Here is an 18,938-nt window from a genome sequence, read left to right as displayed (position 1 = left end):
ATAAAAAAAATTAAAATGCAATCATCTCTTCAAGAGCGTACGCTCGAAGAGCAAAAGTATTCTTTTATATTCATCTGTCCAGCTACTGGGCGTAGTAAATCCGTGATCTTCCACGGGATACACCGCCAGTTCCCAGTTATTCTTTCCCAATTCTATCAGTCGTTGTGACAGGCGCACAATATCCTGGAAATGCACATTGGTATCTACCATGCCATGACACATCAGCAGTTTGCCTTTCAGGCCCCCGGCAAAATAAATCGGGGAAGACCTGCGGTAGGCAATACTATCGGTAAATGGCTCATTCAGTATATTGCTCGTATAGCCATGATTGTAATGGGCCCAGTCCGTTACCGACCGCAATGCGGCGCCGGATGCGAATACGTCTGGCTGGGTGAAAAGGGCCATCAGCGTCATAAAGCCGCCATAACTACCTCCGTAGATACCAATACGACGGGCGTCCACCTGCAATTTTTCTGCCAGATATTTTGCACCGTCCACTTCATCGTCGAGGTCTTTGCCTCCCATGTGGCGGTAAATGCCGGTACGCCAGTTGCGGCCGTAGCCGGCGCTGCCGCGGTAATCCATGTCCAGTACGGTATAGCCTTTATCGGTAAGCAGGTTATGGAACATATATTCCCTGAAATAGGAACTCCACCATTTATGCGCGTTTTGTAAATAGCCGGCGCCATGAACGAAGATCACGGCGGCGCCGTTATTCTTTGCCGGGTCGGGCGTATAGAGGCGGGCATATACGGGCTGGTTGTCGCGGGCGGTAAATGTAATCACCTGCGGATCGCGCCAGGCATACGATTTAAATTCATCGGACTGTGCCAGGTGGGTTACCTGTGTGGGTTTTGAGCCCGGTGTATTTGGTTGCAGATATAATTCCCAGGGTTTGTTGGTATAAGAATAACGGAAAGCGATCCATTTGCCATCCGGCGATATGCTTACTTCATTGGCGCCGGGCATGGTGGTGATCCTTTCTGCCTTTCCACCGGCAACGGCTAAACGATAATATTGCTGTTCACCGGGATGTACCTCGTTGGTGGTAATATAGAAATATTTTTTATCGGGAGATAATTGTGCGGTTTGTACTTCATAATTGCCGCTGGTAAGCGGTTTTACATCGCCGGTATTCACATTGGCGGTGTACAGGTGCGAGTAGCCGGTGGCTTCGGACTGGAACCAGCAGGTGTTTTCATCTATCCAGCCGAGGTTGCCGCCGCCCATGCTCCAGCCAATACCGGGACCGGCTATCCAGGCTTCATCCCGCTGGCGGTTAATGGTTTTTAGTGTGCCGGTAGCTCCGTCCAGCAAGGCGATCCAGCGGTCTTTATTGTCCTGCGAGCGGATGTCTACAATGGCGTGGGTGCCTTTATCCGACCAGTAAGGACCATTCACGATCACTTCCCTGACTTTGGGGGTGTCTTTTTTCGTGTAGTCTTTTACGTAATCGGGCTGGTCTTTGATGCCGGGGAGATCTGTTGTTTTAATGGGAAGTACGGTATCGCGCTGCCGGTCGTAGATAAAGGTGTTAAAGCTGCCCTGTGGCGCGCCTACTTTATCACGTGCAGCAATATCGGTGGTGAAGCCGGAAGCTGTTACAAACTCGGGTACAATGGTATTGCGGGCTTCGGCAGGTGCGGTGAACAGGTTGTATGTGATGAAACGCCCGTCCGGACTGATCTGTACATCCCTTAGTCTTTTGTTTTGCAGATACAGTGATCTCAGTGGTTTGGGATCATGTGCTTTATCAAAGGCTTCGGCGGCATCTCTTTTTGTTTTCTTATCGCGCACTATCTGCATCAGTTCCAACTGCTGGGCTTTCAGGAATTGCTCTTCTTCGTTGCCGGATTTGCTGTCGTCTTTATCTGCTGGTTTGCTGCCGGTTTCAAAGCTGGTGAGCTGGCTGATAAGGCCCGAGGCTTTGTCCCATCCGTACAGGTCGCGGTTTTGCCGGAACACTACCTGTTTATCACCGAAGCTGAATGCCGGATCAAACTCAACGGCTTTGGTATTGGTGATACGCGTGGTTTTCCCGGTTTTTATCTCCAGCAGATAAATATCGCCTTCATAAGAATAAGCCAGTAACGACCGGTTGGTATTCCATGCGCCGGCGGCTTTGGCATTAACCAGCGAACGCTCTTCCGCAGCGGTTTTCCGCGGCGTGTTATTCTTCACGCCGGCATAATAAAGGGAATCACTCAGTTGTTTGTCGGGGTTCCAGCTGAAGTAAACCGTTTGGTTGTCGGGGCTCCAGAAAACGTTGTCAGGAGAAGTTCCCATCCATTTGGGATCGCGCATGATCTTTTCTACCGTAAGCGGCGTGGCCTGTTGGGCGTAGAGGCGGTTGGCTGATAAAAAAATAATGGCGGGCAGTACCCATTTTCTCATAGCGGTTCATTATTTTGTTGGGGAATAAATGTAACGGTTTAATCATAAATTGCCGTAAGTTTTGGATGGACGTAACGCGGTCATCTGCCTTAAATCCGTTCTATGCGTATACTGCCATTATTGCTTTCCTTCCTTTCCTTTGCCGCTTGTAAGCCCAAACGGCCCGTGCGTCAGCCGGTACCGGTATCCGAAGACACTACCTTTTTAACAGGCACCTTTTATGTGATCAGGCACGCAGAAAGAAACCCGGGCCCGGATTCTACTTTAACGGCGGCCGGCCGGGACAGGGCAGGGGCTTTATACCGGCTGCTGAAAGATTCGGGGTTAAATAAAATTTACTTTACACCTTACAGGAGAACCGTTGCCACGGCAGATAGTGTGCGTATCCGTTTACATCTTGATACCTGTTTTTATGCGGCGGATACCAGCGGGGAATCTTTTATTTACCAGGTTACCCGGCATGGCGACTGGGGCAAACATCTCCTGGTGATAGGGCATTCCAACACGGTGGTGCCCATCCTGCGCAGCCTGAAAGCCAATCCACATATGGATGTTATAGGGGAGAATGAATACGACCGGTTGTTTATAGTGCGGAAAACCAGGGAGGGCACAGTACTTAAAGAAGTGTGTTACTAGCGGAGGAAAAGCCTGTTCCCCCGCTGTGGTGGTGCATTACAACAATATGCCTTTCATGAGTGTATATGCCACGGTGAAATAAATGAGCAGTCCTGTTACATCCACCAGGGTAGCCACAAACGGGGCAGAGGACGTGGCCGGATCGGCCCCGCATTTTTTTAGCAGCAAAGGCAGCATAGAGCCGGAGAGGGTTCCCCACAACACCACGCCTACCAGGGAAATGCCTACGGTAGCCCCTATCAGCACAGTATGATCGCCATAGGTATGGAACAGGGAGTTCCATAGCAGGATGCGCAGGAAGCCGATGGCGCCCAGCACACCACCCAGCAGCAGGCCGGAAATGATTTCCCGGCGCATTACCCGCCACCAGTCGCCCACGCTGATCTCGCCCAGGGCCATGGCCTGGATGATGAGGGTGGAGGCCTGTGAGCCGCTGTTACCGCCACTGGAAATAATGAGCGGTACAAACAGCGCCAGTACTACGGCTTTTGCAATTTCATCTTCAAAAAATCCCATGGCGGTAGCGGTCAGCATTTCACCGATAAACAATACTACCAGCCAGCCTACCCGTTTTTTTACCAGGCGTAGCAGGGGCATATCAAGGTATGGCTCATCCAGGGCTTCGGTACCACCAATTTTCTGGATATCTTCTGTGTGTTCTTCGTTGGCGATCCACAACATATCATCGATGGTCACAATGCCCAGCAGCACGCCCAGGTCGTCTACTACGGGAAGGGCTACCCTGTTTTCCATCCGGAATACCTGTATGGCTTCTTCCTGGTCGTCGTTCGCATGGAGCGACACAAAGCGGTCGTCCATCAGGGTATGTACCACCGTATCCGGTGATACCAGCAGGAACTCGCGTATCCGGAAGTCGTCCAGCAACTGTCCCTTTTCATCGATCACATAAATTACATCAATGGTTTCACTGTCTTTGCCGTGTTCCCGGATATACTCCAGCACTTCCTTTACGGTCCATTCCTCCCTCACGGCAATGTATTCGGGCGTCATGATACGACCCACGCTGTTCTCCTTGTAACCCAGGAGGGAAAGGGTGATTCGCCGTTCTTCGGGGTCCAGCAGTTTGATCAGTTCTTTTACCGCTTCGCTGGGAAGCTCCTCCAGGAAGGCGGTACGGTCATCGGCAGGCAGCTCGTTCATGAGCTCTGCTATTTTTGCGGGCGACAAGGTGTGCATTACATCTTCCTGGAGAGGAAAGTCCAGGATACGGAAAGCCGCTGCCGCTCTTCCGATCGACAGGTGATTGATGATTGTTCCGGCATCTTCAGGGACCTCGTGAATCAATTCGGCTATATCCGTAATCAGCTGGTCATCCAGGTAAACTGACAATTCGCGGTAACTTTTCTCATTTGTCAGTGTCTGGAATTTTTCCAGTAAAGCTTCATTTTCCATGTACAATTGCCTCTATCTGCGAAAATAAGTTAAAATAGGCACGCTGCCGGGCAGCCGTTATAATAATTCTGCCACATGCAGGCGGATGTTGCCGCAAATGTTATCCAGCGGCAGATCGTTGGCGTCGTTGCCGAAAGGATCTTCAATTTCTTCTGCAATGAGCTCCAGGCTTGCCAGTACAAAGAATACGAATACAATCATGGGTATGATGAGATAACCCAGGCTGAATACATATCCAAAGGGCATGGACATTACATAGAAGAAGATGAATTTCTTGATAAACACGCTGTAGGAGAAAGGGATAGGAGTGTTCCTGATCCGCTCGCAGCCGCCGCATATGTCGGCAAAGGACTGCAGCTCCGTGTTCAGCAGGATCAGCTGATCGCCGGTTAGCTGCCCGTTGCGGTACAGGTCCATCGTTTTGGAAACAATGAGCTGCGACAACTGGTTAGGTACATGTTTGCTGATATCTGTATGCAGGGGTTCCTGCCCCGGGATGGCTTCCATCTCGGCATGTATATAAGTTTTACGGAGATGGTTTTTCAGGCTGTAGGCGAAATTCGGGATCATTACTTTAAAGAACTCCCTGTCGGCCCTGTTTTCCGCCGGCAGCATGGCCTGGATCTTAATAGCCAGGTTGCGGCTGCTGTTCACCAGGGAGCCCCATAACCGGCGGCCTTCCCACCAGCGGTCGTACGCGGTGTTGGTACGGAATACCAGTAACAGGGAGATCACGAACCCCAGCAGGCCATACATCAGCGTTATATTCTTTAACTCACTCTTTTCAGACAGCTTCCATACCTCCAGCTCCAGCCAGGCAACGATAGCAGAATAAATGGAGAGTGCAATAAACATGGGAAACAGCTTCCTTACCGTATCCGCTTTATGAATACGGAAAATGAATGTAAACCAGTCCTTCGGGTTATAATTGATCATATACAGCGGTTAATGAAAGGCAAAAAAAATATTTTCCGGGCGGCAAACCTAAATTTTTTAAACATGATTTTGATAACTTCCTGCTTTAACTTTACTTTACGTCTTCTTTTATTTTGAAATTGCGCTATGATAAAGCCGTATTTGTACATTGATAAGTCGAAAGGAAAGGGCCGGGGAGTTTATACCAAAGAAAGGATCCCTGCCGGAACAAGGATAGAAACTTCACCTGTGCTTGTTCTTACTTACGACGATACCGAGATTGTGGATAAAACAAGACTCCATAATTACATCTTTCTCTGGGGCGCAAAGGAAACCCGCTCCTGCGTGGCGCTGGGTTTTTGTTCTATCTATAACCACGATTACGATCCCAATTGTGAGTATGAGATGGATTTTAAGGAAGAAACTATGAGTATCATCACCCGCCGTGAAATTAAAAAAGGAGAAGAGCTCTTTATCAATTACAACGGTGATGTAACAGACGATTCCCCCCTCTGGTTTGATACGAAGAAGAAACAGGCGGTAAAAAAGTAACCGGCAGTACGGATAGTATTGTTGCGGGCAGATAGCAGTGAACAACAATTCCTGCCTGGCAACGCTATTATTCGTATTTCTTTCGTAATATTGTATAAGTGCTTATATAATTTAACGTCAACCTTCTATATGTCATTCTATCCATCACTTGGCTACCTTGTTTTTGGCAGCCGCCTGCGCCGGCTGAGCGAATACTTCCTTATGGAAGTGAACAAAGTATATGAACAGGCGGGCATTCCCTTCGACGCCAGCTGGTTCCCGGTGTTTTACCTTTTATCGAAACAGCAGCCGGTACCTATGATAGATATTGCCGGGCAACTGGAAATATCCCACTCCGCAGTAAGCCAGATGGTAACCAACCTGAAAAAGAAAGGACTCCTCAAAACAACACCCTGCAAGGAAGATGGGCGCAGGCAACTGGTGGCCTTCTCCAAAAAAGGGGAAGAACTCCTGCAACAGATACAACCCGTGTGGGAAGCCATTACTACAGCTATGGAAGCATTGGTAACGGAAAATAAACAAAGCCAGCAGCTACTTACCGCCATCGCACAGATTGAACAATCAGTACAGCAAAAGCCTTTGTCAGAAAGGATCAGGCAACAATTATAACACATCATACACCAGAAAAATCGAACGACATGAGTGATATTTTTAAGTACGGTATCGACCAGCTCACTGTTGCCAGCGCCATTGATATTGCCGCCGGCAGGGTGAAAGGCATACTGGTACCGGAAGTGATTACGCGTGTACAAACCAGCTTCGGCTATGTACAAACCATCGTGGCGCAGCATACCACGGTATATGGTATCAACACCGGCTTTGGGCCCCTTTGCGATACCAAGATCTCAGAGGAAGATACCCGCGCGCTGCAATACAATATCCTGCAAAGTCATAGTGTAGGCGTAGGAGAAAATATCCCGGAAGAAATTGCCCGTATTATGCTCATCACTAAAGTACAGGCGCTGGCCCAGGGTTACTCAGGCGTAGCATTGTCTACCCTTGAAAGGATCATCTGGCATATTGAGCACGGCATCACGCCGCTGGTGCCTGAAAAGGGCTCTGTAGGCGCTTCCGGCGACCTGGCGCCGTTATCGCATCTCTTCCTGCCGCTGATAGGGCTGGGACAGGTGATATACCGCGGTGCGAAAACGGATACGGCTGCCATGATGCAACAGGAAGGTATACACCCGGTAGTACTGGGCCCTAAAGAAGGCCTGGCGCTCATCAACGGCACGCAGTTCATCCTGTCGTTTGCCGTGAAAGCCGTGCAACGGCTGCATAACGCGCTGGAAGCGGCGGATATCATCGGCGCCTTATCACTGGAAGGACTGATGGGTACCGCCAAACCTTTTGATCCGCGCTTGCATGTGATCCGGCCATACCCCGGCAACCAGCTGGTAGCGCACCGTTTGAAAACGATGCTGGATCATTCGGAGATCATGTCGTCGCATGTGGACTGCGGCCGTGTGCAGGACCCTTATTCCCTGCGCTGTATGCCACAGGTACATGGCGCATCGCGTACCGCATGGCAGCACCTGCGTGAACTTACTACCATAGAGCTGAATGCCGTTACGGACAATCCCATCATTTTCAGTGCAGAAGATACCATCAGCGGTGGCAACTTCCACGGGCAGCCGATGGCATTACCCCTGGATTACGCTACTGTGGCCGCCGCGGAACTGGGCAATATTTCAGACAGGCGTTGTTATATGATGATTGAAGGAAGATACGGGCTGCCGAAATTACTGATACAGGACGCCGGCCTTAACTCCGGTTTCATGATACCACAGTATACCACCGCTGCCCTGGTAACAGAAAATAAAACCCTGTGTTTTCCCGCCAGCGCCGACAGTGTGCCTACTTCCCTTGGCCAGGAAGACCACGTATCCATGGGCTCCATCAGCGGACGCAAATTAAACCAGGTGATCAGCAACCTGGAATACATCCTTGCCATTGAACTGCTGTATGCCGCACAGGCAGTGGATTTCCGCCGGCCGCTGAAATCCGGCCCGGTGCTGGAAGCCGTGCATCAATACACCCGTAAGCATGTGGCCTTTGCAGATAAAGACCGCATCTTCTCTTACGATATTGCCGCTTTGCATCATATTATTACCGATCAATCGCTGGTACGCACCGCCAATGAAGCGGCCGCTAATCATCACCTTAACTTAAACGGACTTTATAATGACCAGTTTGGACTTTATTAAAACATATGCAGCTCACCCGCATTATAAAGCGCCGCGTGGTGCACAGCTGCACGCCAGATCATGGCAAACCGAAGCGCCCCTGCGCATGCTGCTCAATAACCTTGATGCAGAAGTAGCCGAAAACCCGGATGAGCTGGTGGTGTACGGCGGCATCGGGCAGGCAGCGCGTAACCGCGAATCTTTACAGAAGATCATCGACATATTACTAACACTGGACGACGAGCATTCCCTGCTGGTACAATCCGGTAAACCTGTAGGTATTGTACGCACACATCCGCAGGCGCCAAGAGTAATGCTGGCCAATAGTAACCTGGTGCCAAAATGGGCTACCTGGGAGCATTTCAACGAACTGCGGTCCAGGGGACTCATGATGTACGGGCAAATGACAGCCGGTAGCTGGATCTATATCGGTACACAAGGCATCCTGCAGGGAACCTATGAAACGTTTATGGAATGCGGTCGCCAGCATTTCAACGGTAACCTGGCGGGTAAACTGCTGGTAACCGCCGGCATTGGCGGTATGGGCGGCGCACAGCCACTGGCGGCCACTATGGCGGGCGCCGTGTTCATAGGCGCTGATATAGATCCCACACGCATCCAGAAAAGACTGGATACCCGCTACATCGACCGGATGACTTACTCCTACGAAGAAGCCATTCAATGGGCGAAAGCAGCACAGGCTAAAGGAGAAGCCTTATCTATCGGCCTGGTAAGCGATGCCGGCGATATGCTGGAAAGAATGCTGAAAGATAATCTCATACCGGACATCCTCACGGATCAAACCTCCGCACATGATCCGCTGAACGGGTATATCCCCAATGGCCTCACCCTGGAAGCTGCACTGGAACTACGCAAGAGCGATGCGGTAAAATACAGGGAGCTGTCGCTCAAAAGCATGGCGCGCCACGTAGGCTTTATGTTGCAATTGCAGCAGAAAGGCGCTATCACTTTCGACTACGGCAACAACCTCCGCGAATTTGCACGCGAAGGCGGAGAACCCAATGCCTTCAACTTCCCCGGCTTTACGCCTGCATATATCCGCCCGCTGTTCTGCGAAGGGAAAGGACCCTTCCGCTGGGTAGCCCTTTCCGGCGACCCGGAAGATATTTACACCACAGACCGCGCACTGATGGAGGCCTTCCCGGAAAATACCCACCTGATCAACTGGCTGAAACAGGCACAGGAAAAAGTAGCCTTCCAGGGACTGCCTGCACGCATCTGCTGGCTGGGACTGGGCGAACGCGAGAAAGCCGGTCTTATTTTTAATGAACTGGTGAGAACAGGAAAAGTGAAAGCGCCGATCGTAATTGGCCGTGATCACCTCGATTGTGGCTCCGTGGCATCTCCCAACCGGGAAACGGAATCCATGAAAGACGGCTCCGATGCAGTAAGCGACTGGACCCTGCTGAACCTGATGGCCAATACCGGCGGCGGCGCTACTTGGGTATCATTCCATCACGGCGGTGGCGTGGGCATGGGCTATTCCCAGCATGCCGGCATGGTAGTGCTGGCAGATGGTACCGACCGTGCGGCAGAATGCTTACGCCGCGTGCTTTTCAATGATCCTGCACTGGGCATTTTCCGCCATGCAGACGCGGGTTATGAAAAAGCACAGGAATGGGGAGAAAAATTTAATATCAGCATTTAACCTGGTGGCGCAGATTTTGTCTGACTCAGGATTTAGATGATTTCGCTGATTACGCTGATTTTTATTTTGGAATTTGAATGGAAACAGAGTGGATAAATTCGCTTTTATCTCCCTTAACTATTAAAAAAAATAAATCAGCGTAATCAGCGAAATCATCTAAATCCTGAGTCAGACAAAATCCGCGTACAGCCCTTTTAATCAATTGCCCATGAAAACATTAATCGGACCTTTTGCCCAGATCCTGCCAATGACGGGCCTTCCACTCAAAGGCGCCCTGCATGATGAACAGTTAGCCGTGACAGAGAAAGGAGGGGTAGTAGTGGAAAACGGTGAGATAGTGGCCATAGCGGATTATAAATCGCTGTTGCAGAAATACCCCGACAGCGAAATTGCTTTCCAGGATACTCCATTGGTTTTAATGCCGGGGTTTATTGATTGTCATACGCACATTTGTTACGACGGTACCCGTAACCGCGACTATGCCATGCGCATTGCCGGTAAAAGTTACCTGGAAATAGCCCGTGCAGGCGGCGGTATATGGGATTCTGTTACCAAAACACGTATAGCCGATCTCGTTACCCTGACCGAAAATACCGTGGCCCGCGCCAACCGCCACCTGGCGGAAGGGGTAACTACGATGGAAGTGAAAAGTGGTTACGGCCTGAACCTGGAAGGGGAATTAAAAATGCTGCGCGCCATACAACAGGCGGCGTTACATACGCCGGCCACGCTGATCCCTACCTGCCTGGCGGCGCACATGAAGCCGCGTGATTACGAAGGCAGTGAAGATGATTACCTGCAATGGATCTTAACTGAGCTGCTGCCGGTAATACAACAGGAGCAGTTAAGCAACAGGGTGGATATTTTCATAGAAGAAACCGCGTTTTCTGCAAAGGCTGCTACCGGTTTCCTGCAACAGGCCATGCAGCAGGGGTTTGCAGCTACTGTACATGCCGATCAGTTCAGCGCCGGCGGCGCTGAAGTAGCGGTGAACACCGGCGCATTGTCTGCCGATCACCTGGAAGCCAGCAGTGAAAAAGAAATCGCTTTGCTTGCAAATTCTGGTACGGTTGCAGTAGTTTTGCCGGGTGCTTCACTGGGACTCGGAATGGCATACGCACCCGCACGCAAGTTGTTGAATGCAGGTGCATGCGTGGCCATTGCGAGCGACTGGAACCCGGGATCGGCGCCTATGGGCGACCTGTTGTTACAGGCTGCTGTAATGAGCGCTGCGGAAAAATTATCGACCGCAGAAGTGCTGGCCGCAATGACCGTAAGGGCAGCGCCCGCGCTGCAACTGAAAGATGCCGGCCAATTGCTGCCAGGTTATGCGGCAGACATGCAGGCATATCCCACCGCCGATTACCGTGATATACTTTATTACCAGGGCAAAATGAAGCCCTCCCTGGTATGGAAGAAAGGAATTGTAGTATGATAACAAAAGAAAACTACCTGCCCGCTACTGCTGCCTCCTGGAGCGGACGTACCGATGGTACGGACCCCGACCTGCTGCGCTGGCACCAGGTGATTACGGTAACGGACCTGCTGCAGGCGCCGCTGCCGGTACTGACGCCCGGACAAAAAGGGATTGTATTACTGGGCTTTGCCTGCGATGAAGGCGTGCGCCGTAACAAAGGCCGCACGGGCGCCGCTGAAGGACCTGCTGCATTGCGTAAGGCCATTGCCAATTTCCCGGTTCACTTTAACGCACAAACGGTGCTGCTGGACGCAGGGGATATTCTTTGTACCAACGGTGAGCTGGAAAACGCGCAACTGGTGCTGAGCGAAGCGGTGAATGCCATTCTCACTGCCGGATACCTGCCGCTATTGCTGGGCGGTGGTCATGAAATTACGTATGGGCATGCCAGTGGTATTGCCCGGTATGCCGGTAAGCAGCAAACAGGGTTTATTAATTTTGATGCGCATTTTGATATCCGTGTACCCGGACCGGAAGGCGCCAGCTCCGGCACCGGTTTCTGGCAACTGGCGCAAGATGCCAAACAGGCCGGTACTCCTTTTCATTACCTGGCCCTCGGAATACAAAAGAATGGCAACACCCGCCAGTTGTTTAATACCGCCGGGGAAGAAGAAGCGACCTATGTAAGCGCCGATGCTTTTCATTTACAGGATAAAGACACGCTGTTTGCCGCCATACAACATTTTCTCAGCCAGGTGGATAAAGTGTATTTAACTACCTGCCTGGATGTATTTGCGGCGCCGTTTGCACCGGGAGTAAGCGCCACCGCTTATAATGGCATCCTGCCGGGAGGATTGTTCCTTCAGTGTTTCCGTAAAATATTGCAGAGCGGGAAAGTGGCGGGGGCCGATATTGCAGAGTTAAATCCTTCGCTGGATATAGATAATCGTACGGCAAAACTGGCCGCAGCCCTGATTTTTGAGATAGTGATGGCGTATAGCGGGGAAGAAGCATTTTAACGTGTAGCCGTTCACTTTACCAGCAGTGCGCTAAAAGCCGCTCACCGCTTTCAGTGCCTTCACCTGCCAGGCGCATTGTGCCAGTTGTTCCTTCATATCCATTTGCAGCAGCTGTACCAGTTGTTGTGCATTTACGGGCAGCGTGGTTTTTTCTTTCTTCAGCTGGGCTACCGTTGCTTTTACAAACAATAATAATTCGCTGGTATCATGCCATTGCCCCAGCAGCTCTCCTGCTTTGCGGGTAGGGGTGGCCAGGTTTTCTGTGAACACCGCAGGGAGCACCTGTTCCAGTATGCTCAGCTGGTAGTATAGCGTTTTTACTTCTTTCCGTACTTCGTGCCATACTGAATGATGGGCCCTGCTGGCGGGTATGGTGATCTTTTTATGTTGCTCCTGCAGGTAGCTGATCAGTGCGGCGGTAGCGGCTTTGGTGTCTGTATCCGCCATTGCTTCCTTAAATCTTTCCGGCAGGGTATTTAACTTTTTCAGGGAGGAAAATTTCACGGTGGCCTGGAGCATTTCACTGGCGGTGGCAGCTTTGTTTTGCAGCAACAGGTGCGCAAATGAAAAGCGCCATGACACTTTTTTTTCGTAGCTGCGCAGGTTTTTCTCCTGGAGATGCGTATCCCTGGAGGCGCCGCCTACAGACTGTATCAGCCTGGCGGTGCGAAGGTGTTTGCCGGCTCCGAATGAGTAGTCCGGCAGTTGTTTGGCCAGCGAAAAGAATGCGCGCAGTTTTTTTACGCTTACCCGCATGGCGTGAATAGCGTCGGCATCGCCGGGCGCCTCCCGCAGGGTATGGTATGCAGCTGTTACGGTATCGCACTCCTTGCGGAGATACTGATATAAGGCAGTTTGTAGCATACCTTCAAGTTAACGAAAAATTCCCCGACGGGATCAGAATACGATGGTTTTGTTCCCGTGAAGGATCACCCGGTTATCGACATGCGCCTTTACTGCGCGGGTGAGCACCTGCCGTTCAATATCGCGGCCAAGCATTACCAGGTCTTCCACGGTATGTTTATGGCTTACCCGGGCCACGTCCTGTTCAATGATGGGACCTTCATCCAGTTCGTTGGTAACGTAGTGGGCGGTAGCGCCAATGAGCTTTACACCCCTCGTATAGGCGTTGAGGTAGGGCCTTGCACCGGCAAAAGCGGGCAGGAAAGAGTGATGGATATTGATGATCCGCTGGGGATACCGGCTTACAAACTGTGGCGACAGGATCTGCATATACCTGGCCAGTACGGTGAAGTCAACGCTATGTTCCTCCAGCAGCCGTATGGCAACGCGTTCCTGCAGTTCTTTGGTGGCATTGCTCACAGGAAGATAATGAAAGGGGATGCCCAGGCTGGTGCATTCTTTTTCCAGGGAGGTGTGATTCGAGATCACGACCGGGATATCTACCGGCAGCTCACCGCTTTTCCATCTCCATAATAATTCCAGCAAACAATGATCATATGCCGATACCATGATAGCCATACGCTTACGGCGATCGTTGTAATCTATTTTCCATTCCATTTGCCGGGGAATAGCTACCTGCTCCCGGAAGGCTGCTTCCAGCGCCGCTTTGTTGAGGTTGGCCACCTGAAATTCCATGCGCATGAAAAATAATCCTTCCCTGGGATCGGTACTGTGTTGACTTGCATCCAGTATATTTGCACCCAACAGGTACAGGAACTGCGAAACGCCGGCCACAATGCCTGGCCGGTCGGGACAGCAAATAAGCAAACAGGCGGTGATATGAGGGATTTCTTGTGTTAACATAGACTGCCAAAATATAAATATTAATACAATTTTCCGTTGAAAAAGATAGGACTGATGTCGGATACCCATAGCTATTTGCATCCGCAGGTATTCAAATATTTTGAAGAAGTGGATGAAATATGGCATGCCGGGGATATCGGCAATGTGGAATTAGCCGATAAACTGGAAGATTTCAAGCCATTCCGGGCTGTTTTTGGCAATATAGATGGGGCGGATATCCGTATCCGTTATCCCGAAATCCTGCGTTTCAACCTGGAAGGAGTAGAGGTTATGATGACACATATTGGCGGGTACCCGGGGAAATATGCCCCCGGTGTGAAAGAGCAGCTGAAACAGCATCCTCCCAAACTCTTTATCTGCGGGCATTCCCACATCCTGAAGGTAATGCCGGACGCGGCACTTCATTTGTTACATATGAATCCCGGAGCATGCGGACAACAAGGATGGCATAAGGTAAAAACGCTGCTGCGTTTTCAACTGGAGGCTGGTAATATTCAACAACTGGAAGTAATAGAGCTTCCCTGATCAACAACATTGTTATAACCTACAACGTTTATGAACCTACGAATTTTAGCATGGCTGGTAATATTGGGATTGGGATCCGCGCAGGCAAAGGCGCAGGGAAGATTCCTGAAATGGCTGAAAACAGAAAATGATACCGCGTATATCGAAGATCATACGGAAGATATCACCTTCCGGCTGTACGGCTCACGTAAGTACACCAAGTACGATATCATGGACCGGAAAACAAAAACCGATATCCTGTACCGGCCCAATACCCCATTTAACGTTGGATTTGGCGCCAACTACCGCTTCGTGGGCCTTAACATCGGGTTTAACCTGCCGTTTATTAACAGCAACGACAGGTACGGCAAAACCAAATACCTCGACCTGCAATCGCATGTGTACCTCCGCAAAATTGTGGTAGACTTTTACGGGCAGTATTATAAGGGCTACTACGTAGCCAACCCGGAAGAAGTATTTGGCAAAGCATATACTGCTCAAAACCCTTATCCACGGCGACCGGATATCAGGAATATCGATTTCGGGCTGAACGTGGGGTATATTTTTAATGATAAACGTTTTTCTTACCGTGCCCCCAACCTGCAGAATGAATACCAGAAGAAAAGCGCCGGTTCACTGATCGTAGGCGGGGAAATGTTCCTGGCAGGTATTAAGGGCGATTCTTCCCTTATCCCCACCAATATGGCGGATACCGCCTTTTTGCGGGATGAGCACTATTATAAGACCGGTATTTACTCCGTGGCAGCCAATGTAGGCTATGCCTATACATTTGTACTGAAGGAACATTTCTTTTTGTCGTTATCGGTTACCGGCGGATTAGGAGGAAACATCACTTCCCTGTTCCTGGAAAACGGGGATGTGAGCCGCAAGGTAGGGCTGCAATTCAGCAACACCGTGCGCGCCTCACTGGGGTATAACTCCAGCCGTTATTTTGCGGGTATCCACTATGTGGGCATGAACACCCGCAGCGGCATGTCTATCCCGCATACTTACCAGACCTTTGGTACCGGCAACTTCAGGGTGAGCCTGGTGCGCCGTTTCACCCTGCAGAAGCCGTTGTGGAAAACCAAAACGATCTAGCTTTGCGCCGGTGAAATCCATTTCGACCTGGCGGGCGGCTGGTATTGTTCCATTTGCGATAACAGGTCGCTGATATCATTACTGCATAACAGCATATCGCGGTTTTCCGCTGAGAGGAAACCTTTTTCAAACATATTTTGTGAAAGGGCTGAAAGGGCGTCGTAGAAGCCGTTTACATTAAGCAGGCCAATGGGTTTTTTATGAAGGCCCAGTTGTCCCCAGGTAAGCATTTCAAACAGTTCCTCCATAGTGCCGAAACCTCCAGGCAATGCAATAGCCCCATCGCATAATTCATTCATTTTGGTTTTGCGTTCGTGCATGGTATCTACCAGGATCAGCTCTGTAAGGCCGTTATGGGCCAACTCTTTCTGCTGCAGGAAATGCGGCAGCACGCCAATAACTTTTCCGCCGGCATTTAAGGCGCCATCGGCTACTGCGCCCATGAGTCCTACTTTTGCACCGCCATATACCAGCGTGAGGCCGCGCTGTGCAAGCGCTGCACCCAGCCGGGTGGCCTGTTCCATGTAAACGGCGTCATGGCCGGCGCTGGAACCGCAATAAACAACAATTCGATTCATATCTTCTGGTTATAAAGTGTTCAATTCTGCCTGGATGTTGGTCCGGGCGGCTGATACGCTTCCTGCAATGCCGGATAGGAGCTGTTTACCAGTGTTGCACCCGTGTTTGGATGAAGGGAGGACCAGATGGCACTTAATTGCATATGGTACTTTTTGGGTGGCTGTAAAAGGAAACGGGCAGAAAAAAATTCCTGCCCGTTCCTGGTATGTGAAAGCTTTGGATTAAGCTTTTTTGGCAGCTTCTGCACGGATCACGTTCAGGGCGCCACCGGCTTTAAACCACCCGATCTGTTGTTCGTTGTACGTGTGGTTTACAGGGAACTCATTGGTGCTGCCATCTTTGTGATGAAGCACAACGGTGAGTTGTTTACCCGGAGCGAAGGTAGTGAGGCCAAGGATATCGATGGTATCATCTTCCTGGATCAGGTCATAATCTTCTTTGTTAGCGAAGGTCAGACCCAGCATACCTTGTTTTTTCAGGTTGGTTTCGTGGATACGGGCGAAAGATTTCACCAGGATGGCACGAACGCCGAGGTGGCGGGGTTCCATGGCAGCGTGTTCGCGGCTGGAGCCTTCACCATAGTTTTCATCACCTACTACTACTGCGCCAAAGCCGTGTGCTTTGTAGTCGCGCATGGTAGCCGGTACGGCGCCGTACTGGCCGGTGATGGAGTTCTTAACGGTATCGCTTTTATCGTTGAATGCGTTGATGGCGCCAATAAGCATGTTATTGGAGATGTTATCCAGGTGACCGCGGTATTTCAGCCATGGACCAGCCATGGAGATATGATCCGTAGTACATTTACCTTTTGCCTTGATGAGGAGTTTCAATCCTTTCAGATCGGTGCCTTCCCATGCAGCAAATGGTTCCAGGAGTTGTAAACGGTCGGAGGTAGGAGATACTTTCACCTGAACGCCGCTACCGTCAACTGCAGGGGCCTGGTAGCCGGCATCTTCCACTGCAAAGCCTTTCGGAGGCAGTTCATAGCCTACCGGTTCATCCAGCATTACTTCCTCGCCGTTTTTGTTTTTCAGCTTATCGGTGAGCGGGTTGAAGGTAAGATCACCTGCAATGGCCAGTGCGGTTACAATTTCAGGGGAAGCTACAAATGCGTGGGTAGAAGCGTTACCATCATTTCTTTTCGCGAAGTTACGGTTGAAGGAAGTGATGATAGAGTTCTTACGGCTGGGATCGTCGATATGACGGGCCCACTGACCGATACACGGACCGCAGGCATTTGCCAGTACCACACCGCCTACCTGGTTGAAGGTATTCAGTAAACCGTCTCTTTCGATGGTATAACGTACCAGTTCTGAGCCGGGAGTGATAGTATATTCAGATTTCATTTCCAGTTGTTTGTCGATAGCCTGTTGAGCCAGGGACGCAGAGCGGGAAATGTCTTCGTAGGAAGAGTTGGTGCAGGAACCGATGAGGGCTACTTCCAGTTTTTCAGGCCAGTTGTTTTCTTTTACTGCCTGTGCAAATTTGGAGATAGGCCATGCCAGATCCGGTGTGAACGGACCGTTTACATAGGGTTCCAGTTCGTCGAGGTTGATCTCGATCACCTGGTCGTAGTATTTGGCAGGATCAGCGTATACGTCTGCATCCGGACGGAGATGGTCCCTTACTTCATCAGCCAGGGCAGCCACTTCTGTACGGCCGGTGATTTTCAGGTATTCCGCCATTTTGGTGTCGTATGCAAAGAGGGAGCAGGTAGCGCCGATTTCAGCACCCATGTTACAGATGGTTGCCTTACCGGTAGCGCTGAAGCTGTCTGCACCTTCGCCGAAGTATTCCACAATAGCGCCGGTGCCACCTTTTACGGTGAGAATACCTGCCACTCTGAGGATAATATCCTTGGCGGAAGTCCAGCCGCTCATTTTACCTGTCAGTTTCACACCGATCAGTTTCGGCATTTTCAGCTCCCAGGGTAAACCGGCCATTACGTCTACTGCATCGGCGCCGCCAACACCAATAGCCACCATGCCTAAACCGCCGGCATTAGGGGTGTGGGAGTCGGTACCGATCATCATACCACCGGGAAACGCATAGTTTTCCAGTACTACCTGGTGAATGATACCAGCGCCTGGTTTCCAGAAACCGATGCCGTATTTATCAGAAATTGAGGAAAGGAAATCGTAAACTTCTTTATTGGTGTCAATAGCAGTGGCCAGATCTTCTGTAGCGCCTACTTTTGCCTGAATGAGGTGATCACAGTGAACAGTAGAGGGAACCGCAACTTTATCGCGACCGCAGGTCATAAACTGGAGCAATGCCATCTGGGCGGTTGCATCCTGCATAGCTACGCGATCCGGTGCAAATTCAACGTAGGATTTGCCTCTTTCGTAGGGCGTGGTAGTCGGTGCATACAAGTGTGCGTACAAAATCTTCTCAGCCAGTGTCAGCGGGCGACCCAGCATTTTACGGGTAGCTTCCACCTTACCCGGGAGTGCCGCATACACTTTTTTAATCATGTCAATATCAAACACCATGGGAAAAAAATTATTTAAGAGCGGTTAAAAATTGCTCGCAAAATTAACTAAAATCAGCAAGTTTTTAAATTAAATACTTAACAGATAGCCAACTGTGCATAAACTTCCTGTACTTTAACAGTTCCTTAAAATCCAGGCAGCACAGGCCCGGTACAGGGAATGGCCGTGCCGGCGGTATTTTCCTTGTTTTTCCAGCCGGAATTTGATAAATTTGAGCTATGAACCGGATAAAAGACTTTGTGGAATGGAAGGCGTTCGGTGTATGTGCCGCTATAGGAGATAAACTTGGGGTTG

At 50.5% G+C, this 18,938-nt stretch carries 16 protein-coding genes; 9 read left to right on the top strand and 7 right to left on the bottom strand.

Features of this window, described 5'->3' with window-relative positions; translation table 11 throughout:
• Positions 1-21 precede the first annotated feature (21 nt).
• Entirely contained in the window at positions 22-2,394 is a 2,373-nt protein-coding gene (locus VN105_RS28405; RefSeq protein WP_325646643.1) for a S9 family peptidase, read from the bottom strand.
• A 102-nt stretch (positions 2,395-2,496) separates the two neighbouring features.
• Between VN105_RS28405 and VN105_RS28400 the strand changes: the two genes are divergently transcribed.
• On the top strand, positions 2,497-3,030 hold the full coding sequence (locus VN105_RS28400) for a histidine phosphatase family protein (protein ID WP_325646641.1): 534 nt from the start codon (positions 2,497-2,499) through the stop codon (positions 3,028-3,030).
• Between the two features lie 36 nt (positions 3,031-3,066).
• On the opposite strand, the gene mgtE is transcribed toward VN105_RS28400, so the two are convergent.
• Together mgtE and VN105_RS28390 are read right to left on the bottom strand one after the other, a co-directional pair.
• A complete protein-coding gene (gene mgtE / locus VN105_RS28395) occupies positions 3,067-4,443 on the bottom strand; it encodes a magnesium transporter (RefSeq protein ID WP_325646639.1) in 1,377 nt (458 codons plus the stop codon).
• Positions 4,444-4,500: 57 nt separating this feature from the next.
• Entirely contained in the window at positions 4,501-5,379 is an 879-nt protein-coding gene (locus tag VN105_RS28390) for a bestrophin family protein (protein WP_325646637.1), read from the bottom strand.
• 126 nt (positions 5,380-5,505) lie between these two features.
• On the opposite strand from VN105_RS28390, the gene VN105_RS28385 reads away from it, so the two are divergent.
• The 6 genes from VN105_RS28385 (at position 5,506) to hutG (ending at position 12,201) form a co-directional block, all read left to right on the top strand.
• Entirely contained in the window at positions 5,506-5,910 is a 405-nt protein-coding gene (locus VN105_RS28385; RefSeq protein WP_325646635.1) for an SET domain-containing protein, read from the top strand.
• 129 nt (positions 5,911-6,039) lie between these two features.
• On the top strand, positions 6,040-6,519 hold the full coding sequence (locus tag VN105_RS28380; protein WP_325646633.1) for a MarR family winged helix-turn-helix transcriptional regulator: 480 nt from the start codon (positions 6,040-6,042) through the stop codon (positions 6,517-6,519).
• A gap of 29 nt (positions 6,520-6,548) precedes the next feature.
• Entirely contained in the window at positions 6,549-8,117 is a 1,569-nt protein-coding gene (hutH, locus tag VN105_RS28375; RefSeq protein ID WP_325646631.1) for a histidine ammonia-lyase, read from the top strand.
• Positions 8,095-9,765 (top strand): urocanate hydratase, encoded by a 1,671-nt coding sequence (gene hutU, locus VN105_RS28370; RefSeq protein WP_325646629.1) that lies wholly within the window; start codon positions 8,095-8,097, stop codon positions 9,763-9,765. The genes hutH and hutU overlap by 23 nt, the downstream gene beginning before the upstream one ends.
• A gap of 208 nt (positions 9,766-9,973) precedes the next feature.
• Positions 9,974-11,200 carry an imidazolonepropionase gene (gene hutI / locus VN105_RS28365; RefSeq protein WP_325646627.1) on the top strand — a complete coding sequence of 409 codons (1,227 nt, stop codon included), beginning with the start codon at positions 9,974-9,976 and terminating at the stop codon, positions 11,198-11,200.
• Complete coding sequence (gene hutG, locus VN105_RS28360) at positions 11,197-12,201, top strand: formimidoylglutamase (protein ID WP_325646625.1); 1,005 nt, start codon at positions 11,197-11,199, stop codon at positions 12,199-12,201. The genes hutI and hutG overlap by 4 nt, the downstream gene beginning before the upstream one ends.
• A 30-nt stretch (positions 12,202-12,231) precedes the next feature.
• On the opposite strand, the gene VN105_RS28355 is transcribed toward hutG, so the two are convergent.
• On the bottom strand, positions 12,232-13,065 hold the full coding sequence (locus VN105_RS28355; protein WP_325646623.1) for a CHAD domain-containing protein: 834 nt from the start codon (positions 13,063-13,065) through the stop codon (positions 12,232-12,234).
• 33 nt (positions 13,066-13,098) lie between these two features.
• Positions 13,099-13,968 carry a formyltetrahydrofolate deformylase gene (purU, locus tag VN105_RS28350; RefSeq protein ID WP_325646621.1) on the bottom strand — a complete coding sequence of 290 codons (870 nt, stop codon included), beginning with the start codon at positions 13,966-13,968 and terminating at the stop codon, positions 13,099-13,101.
• 36 nt (positions 13,969-14,004) lie between these two features.
• On the opposite strand from purU, the gene VN105_RS28345 reads away from it, so the two are divergent.
• Both VN105_RS28345 and VN105_RS28340 read left to right on the top strand, forming a co-directional pair.
• On the top strand, positions 14,005-14,493 hold the full coding sequence (locus VN105_RS28345) for a metallophosphoesterase family protein (protein ID WP_325646619.1): 489 nt from the start codon (positions 14,005-14,007) through the stop codon (positions 14,491-14,493).
• A gap of 30 nt (positions 14,494-14,523) precedes the next feature.
• Positions 14,524-15,573: a DUF4421 domain-containing protein gene (locus VN105_RS28340; protein ID WP_325646617.1), complete on the top strand. Its 1,050-nt coding sequence runs from the start codon at positions 14,524-14,526 to the stop codon at positions 15,571-15,573.
• Here VN105_RS28340 and VN105_RS28335 read toward each other — a convergent pair.
• Together VN105_RS28335 and VN105_RS28330 are read right to left on the bottom strand one after the other, a co-directional pair.
• Positions 15,570-16,151, bottom strand: a complete 582-nt coding sequence (locus VN105_RS28335; protein ID WP_325646615.1) for a TIGR00730 family Rossman fold protein — start codon at positions 16,149-16,151, stop codon at positions 15,570-15,572. The genes VN105_RS28340 and VN105_RS28335 overlap by 4 nt on opposite strands.
• Positions 16,152-16,373: 222 nt before the next feature.
• Entirely contained in the window at positions 16,374-18,644 is a 2,271-nt protein-coding gene (locus tag VN105_RS28330) for an aconitate hydratase (RefSeq protein ID WP_325646613.1), read from the bottom strand.
• Positions 18,645-18,938 lie beyond the last annotated feature (294 nt).

Origin of the sequence: Chitinophaga sp. (genome assembly GCF_035564935.1) — a bacterium.
GTDB lineage: Bacteria > Bacteroidota > Bacteroidia > Chitinophagales > Chitinophagaceae > Chitinophaga.
Note: the sequence above shows the minus strand (reverse complement) of the source record. Positions and strands in the feature narration are given on the sequence as shown.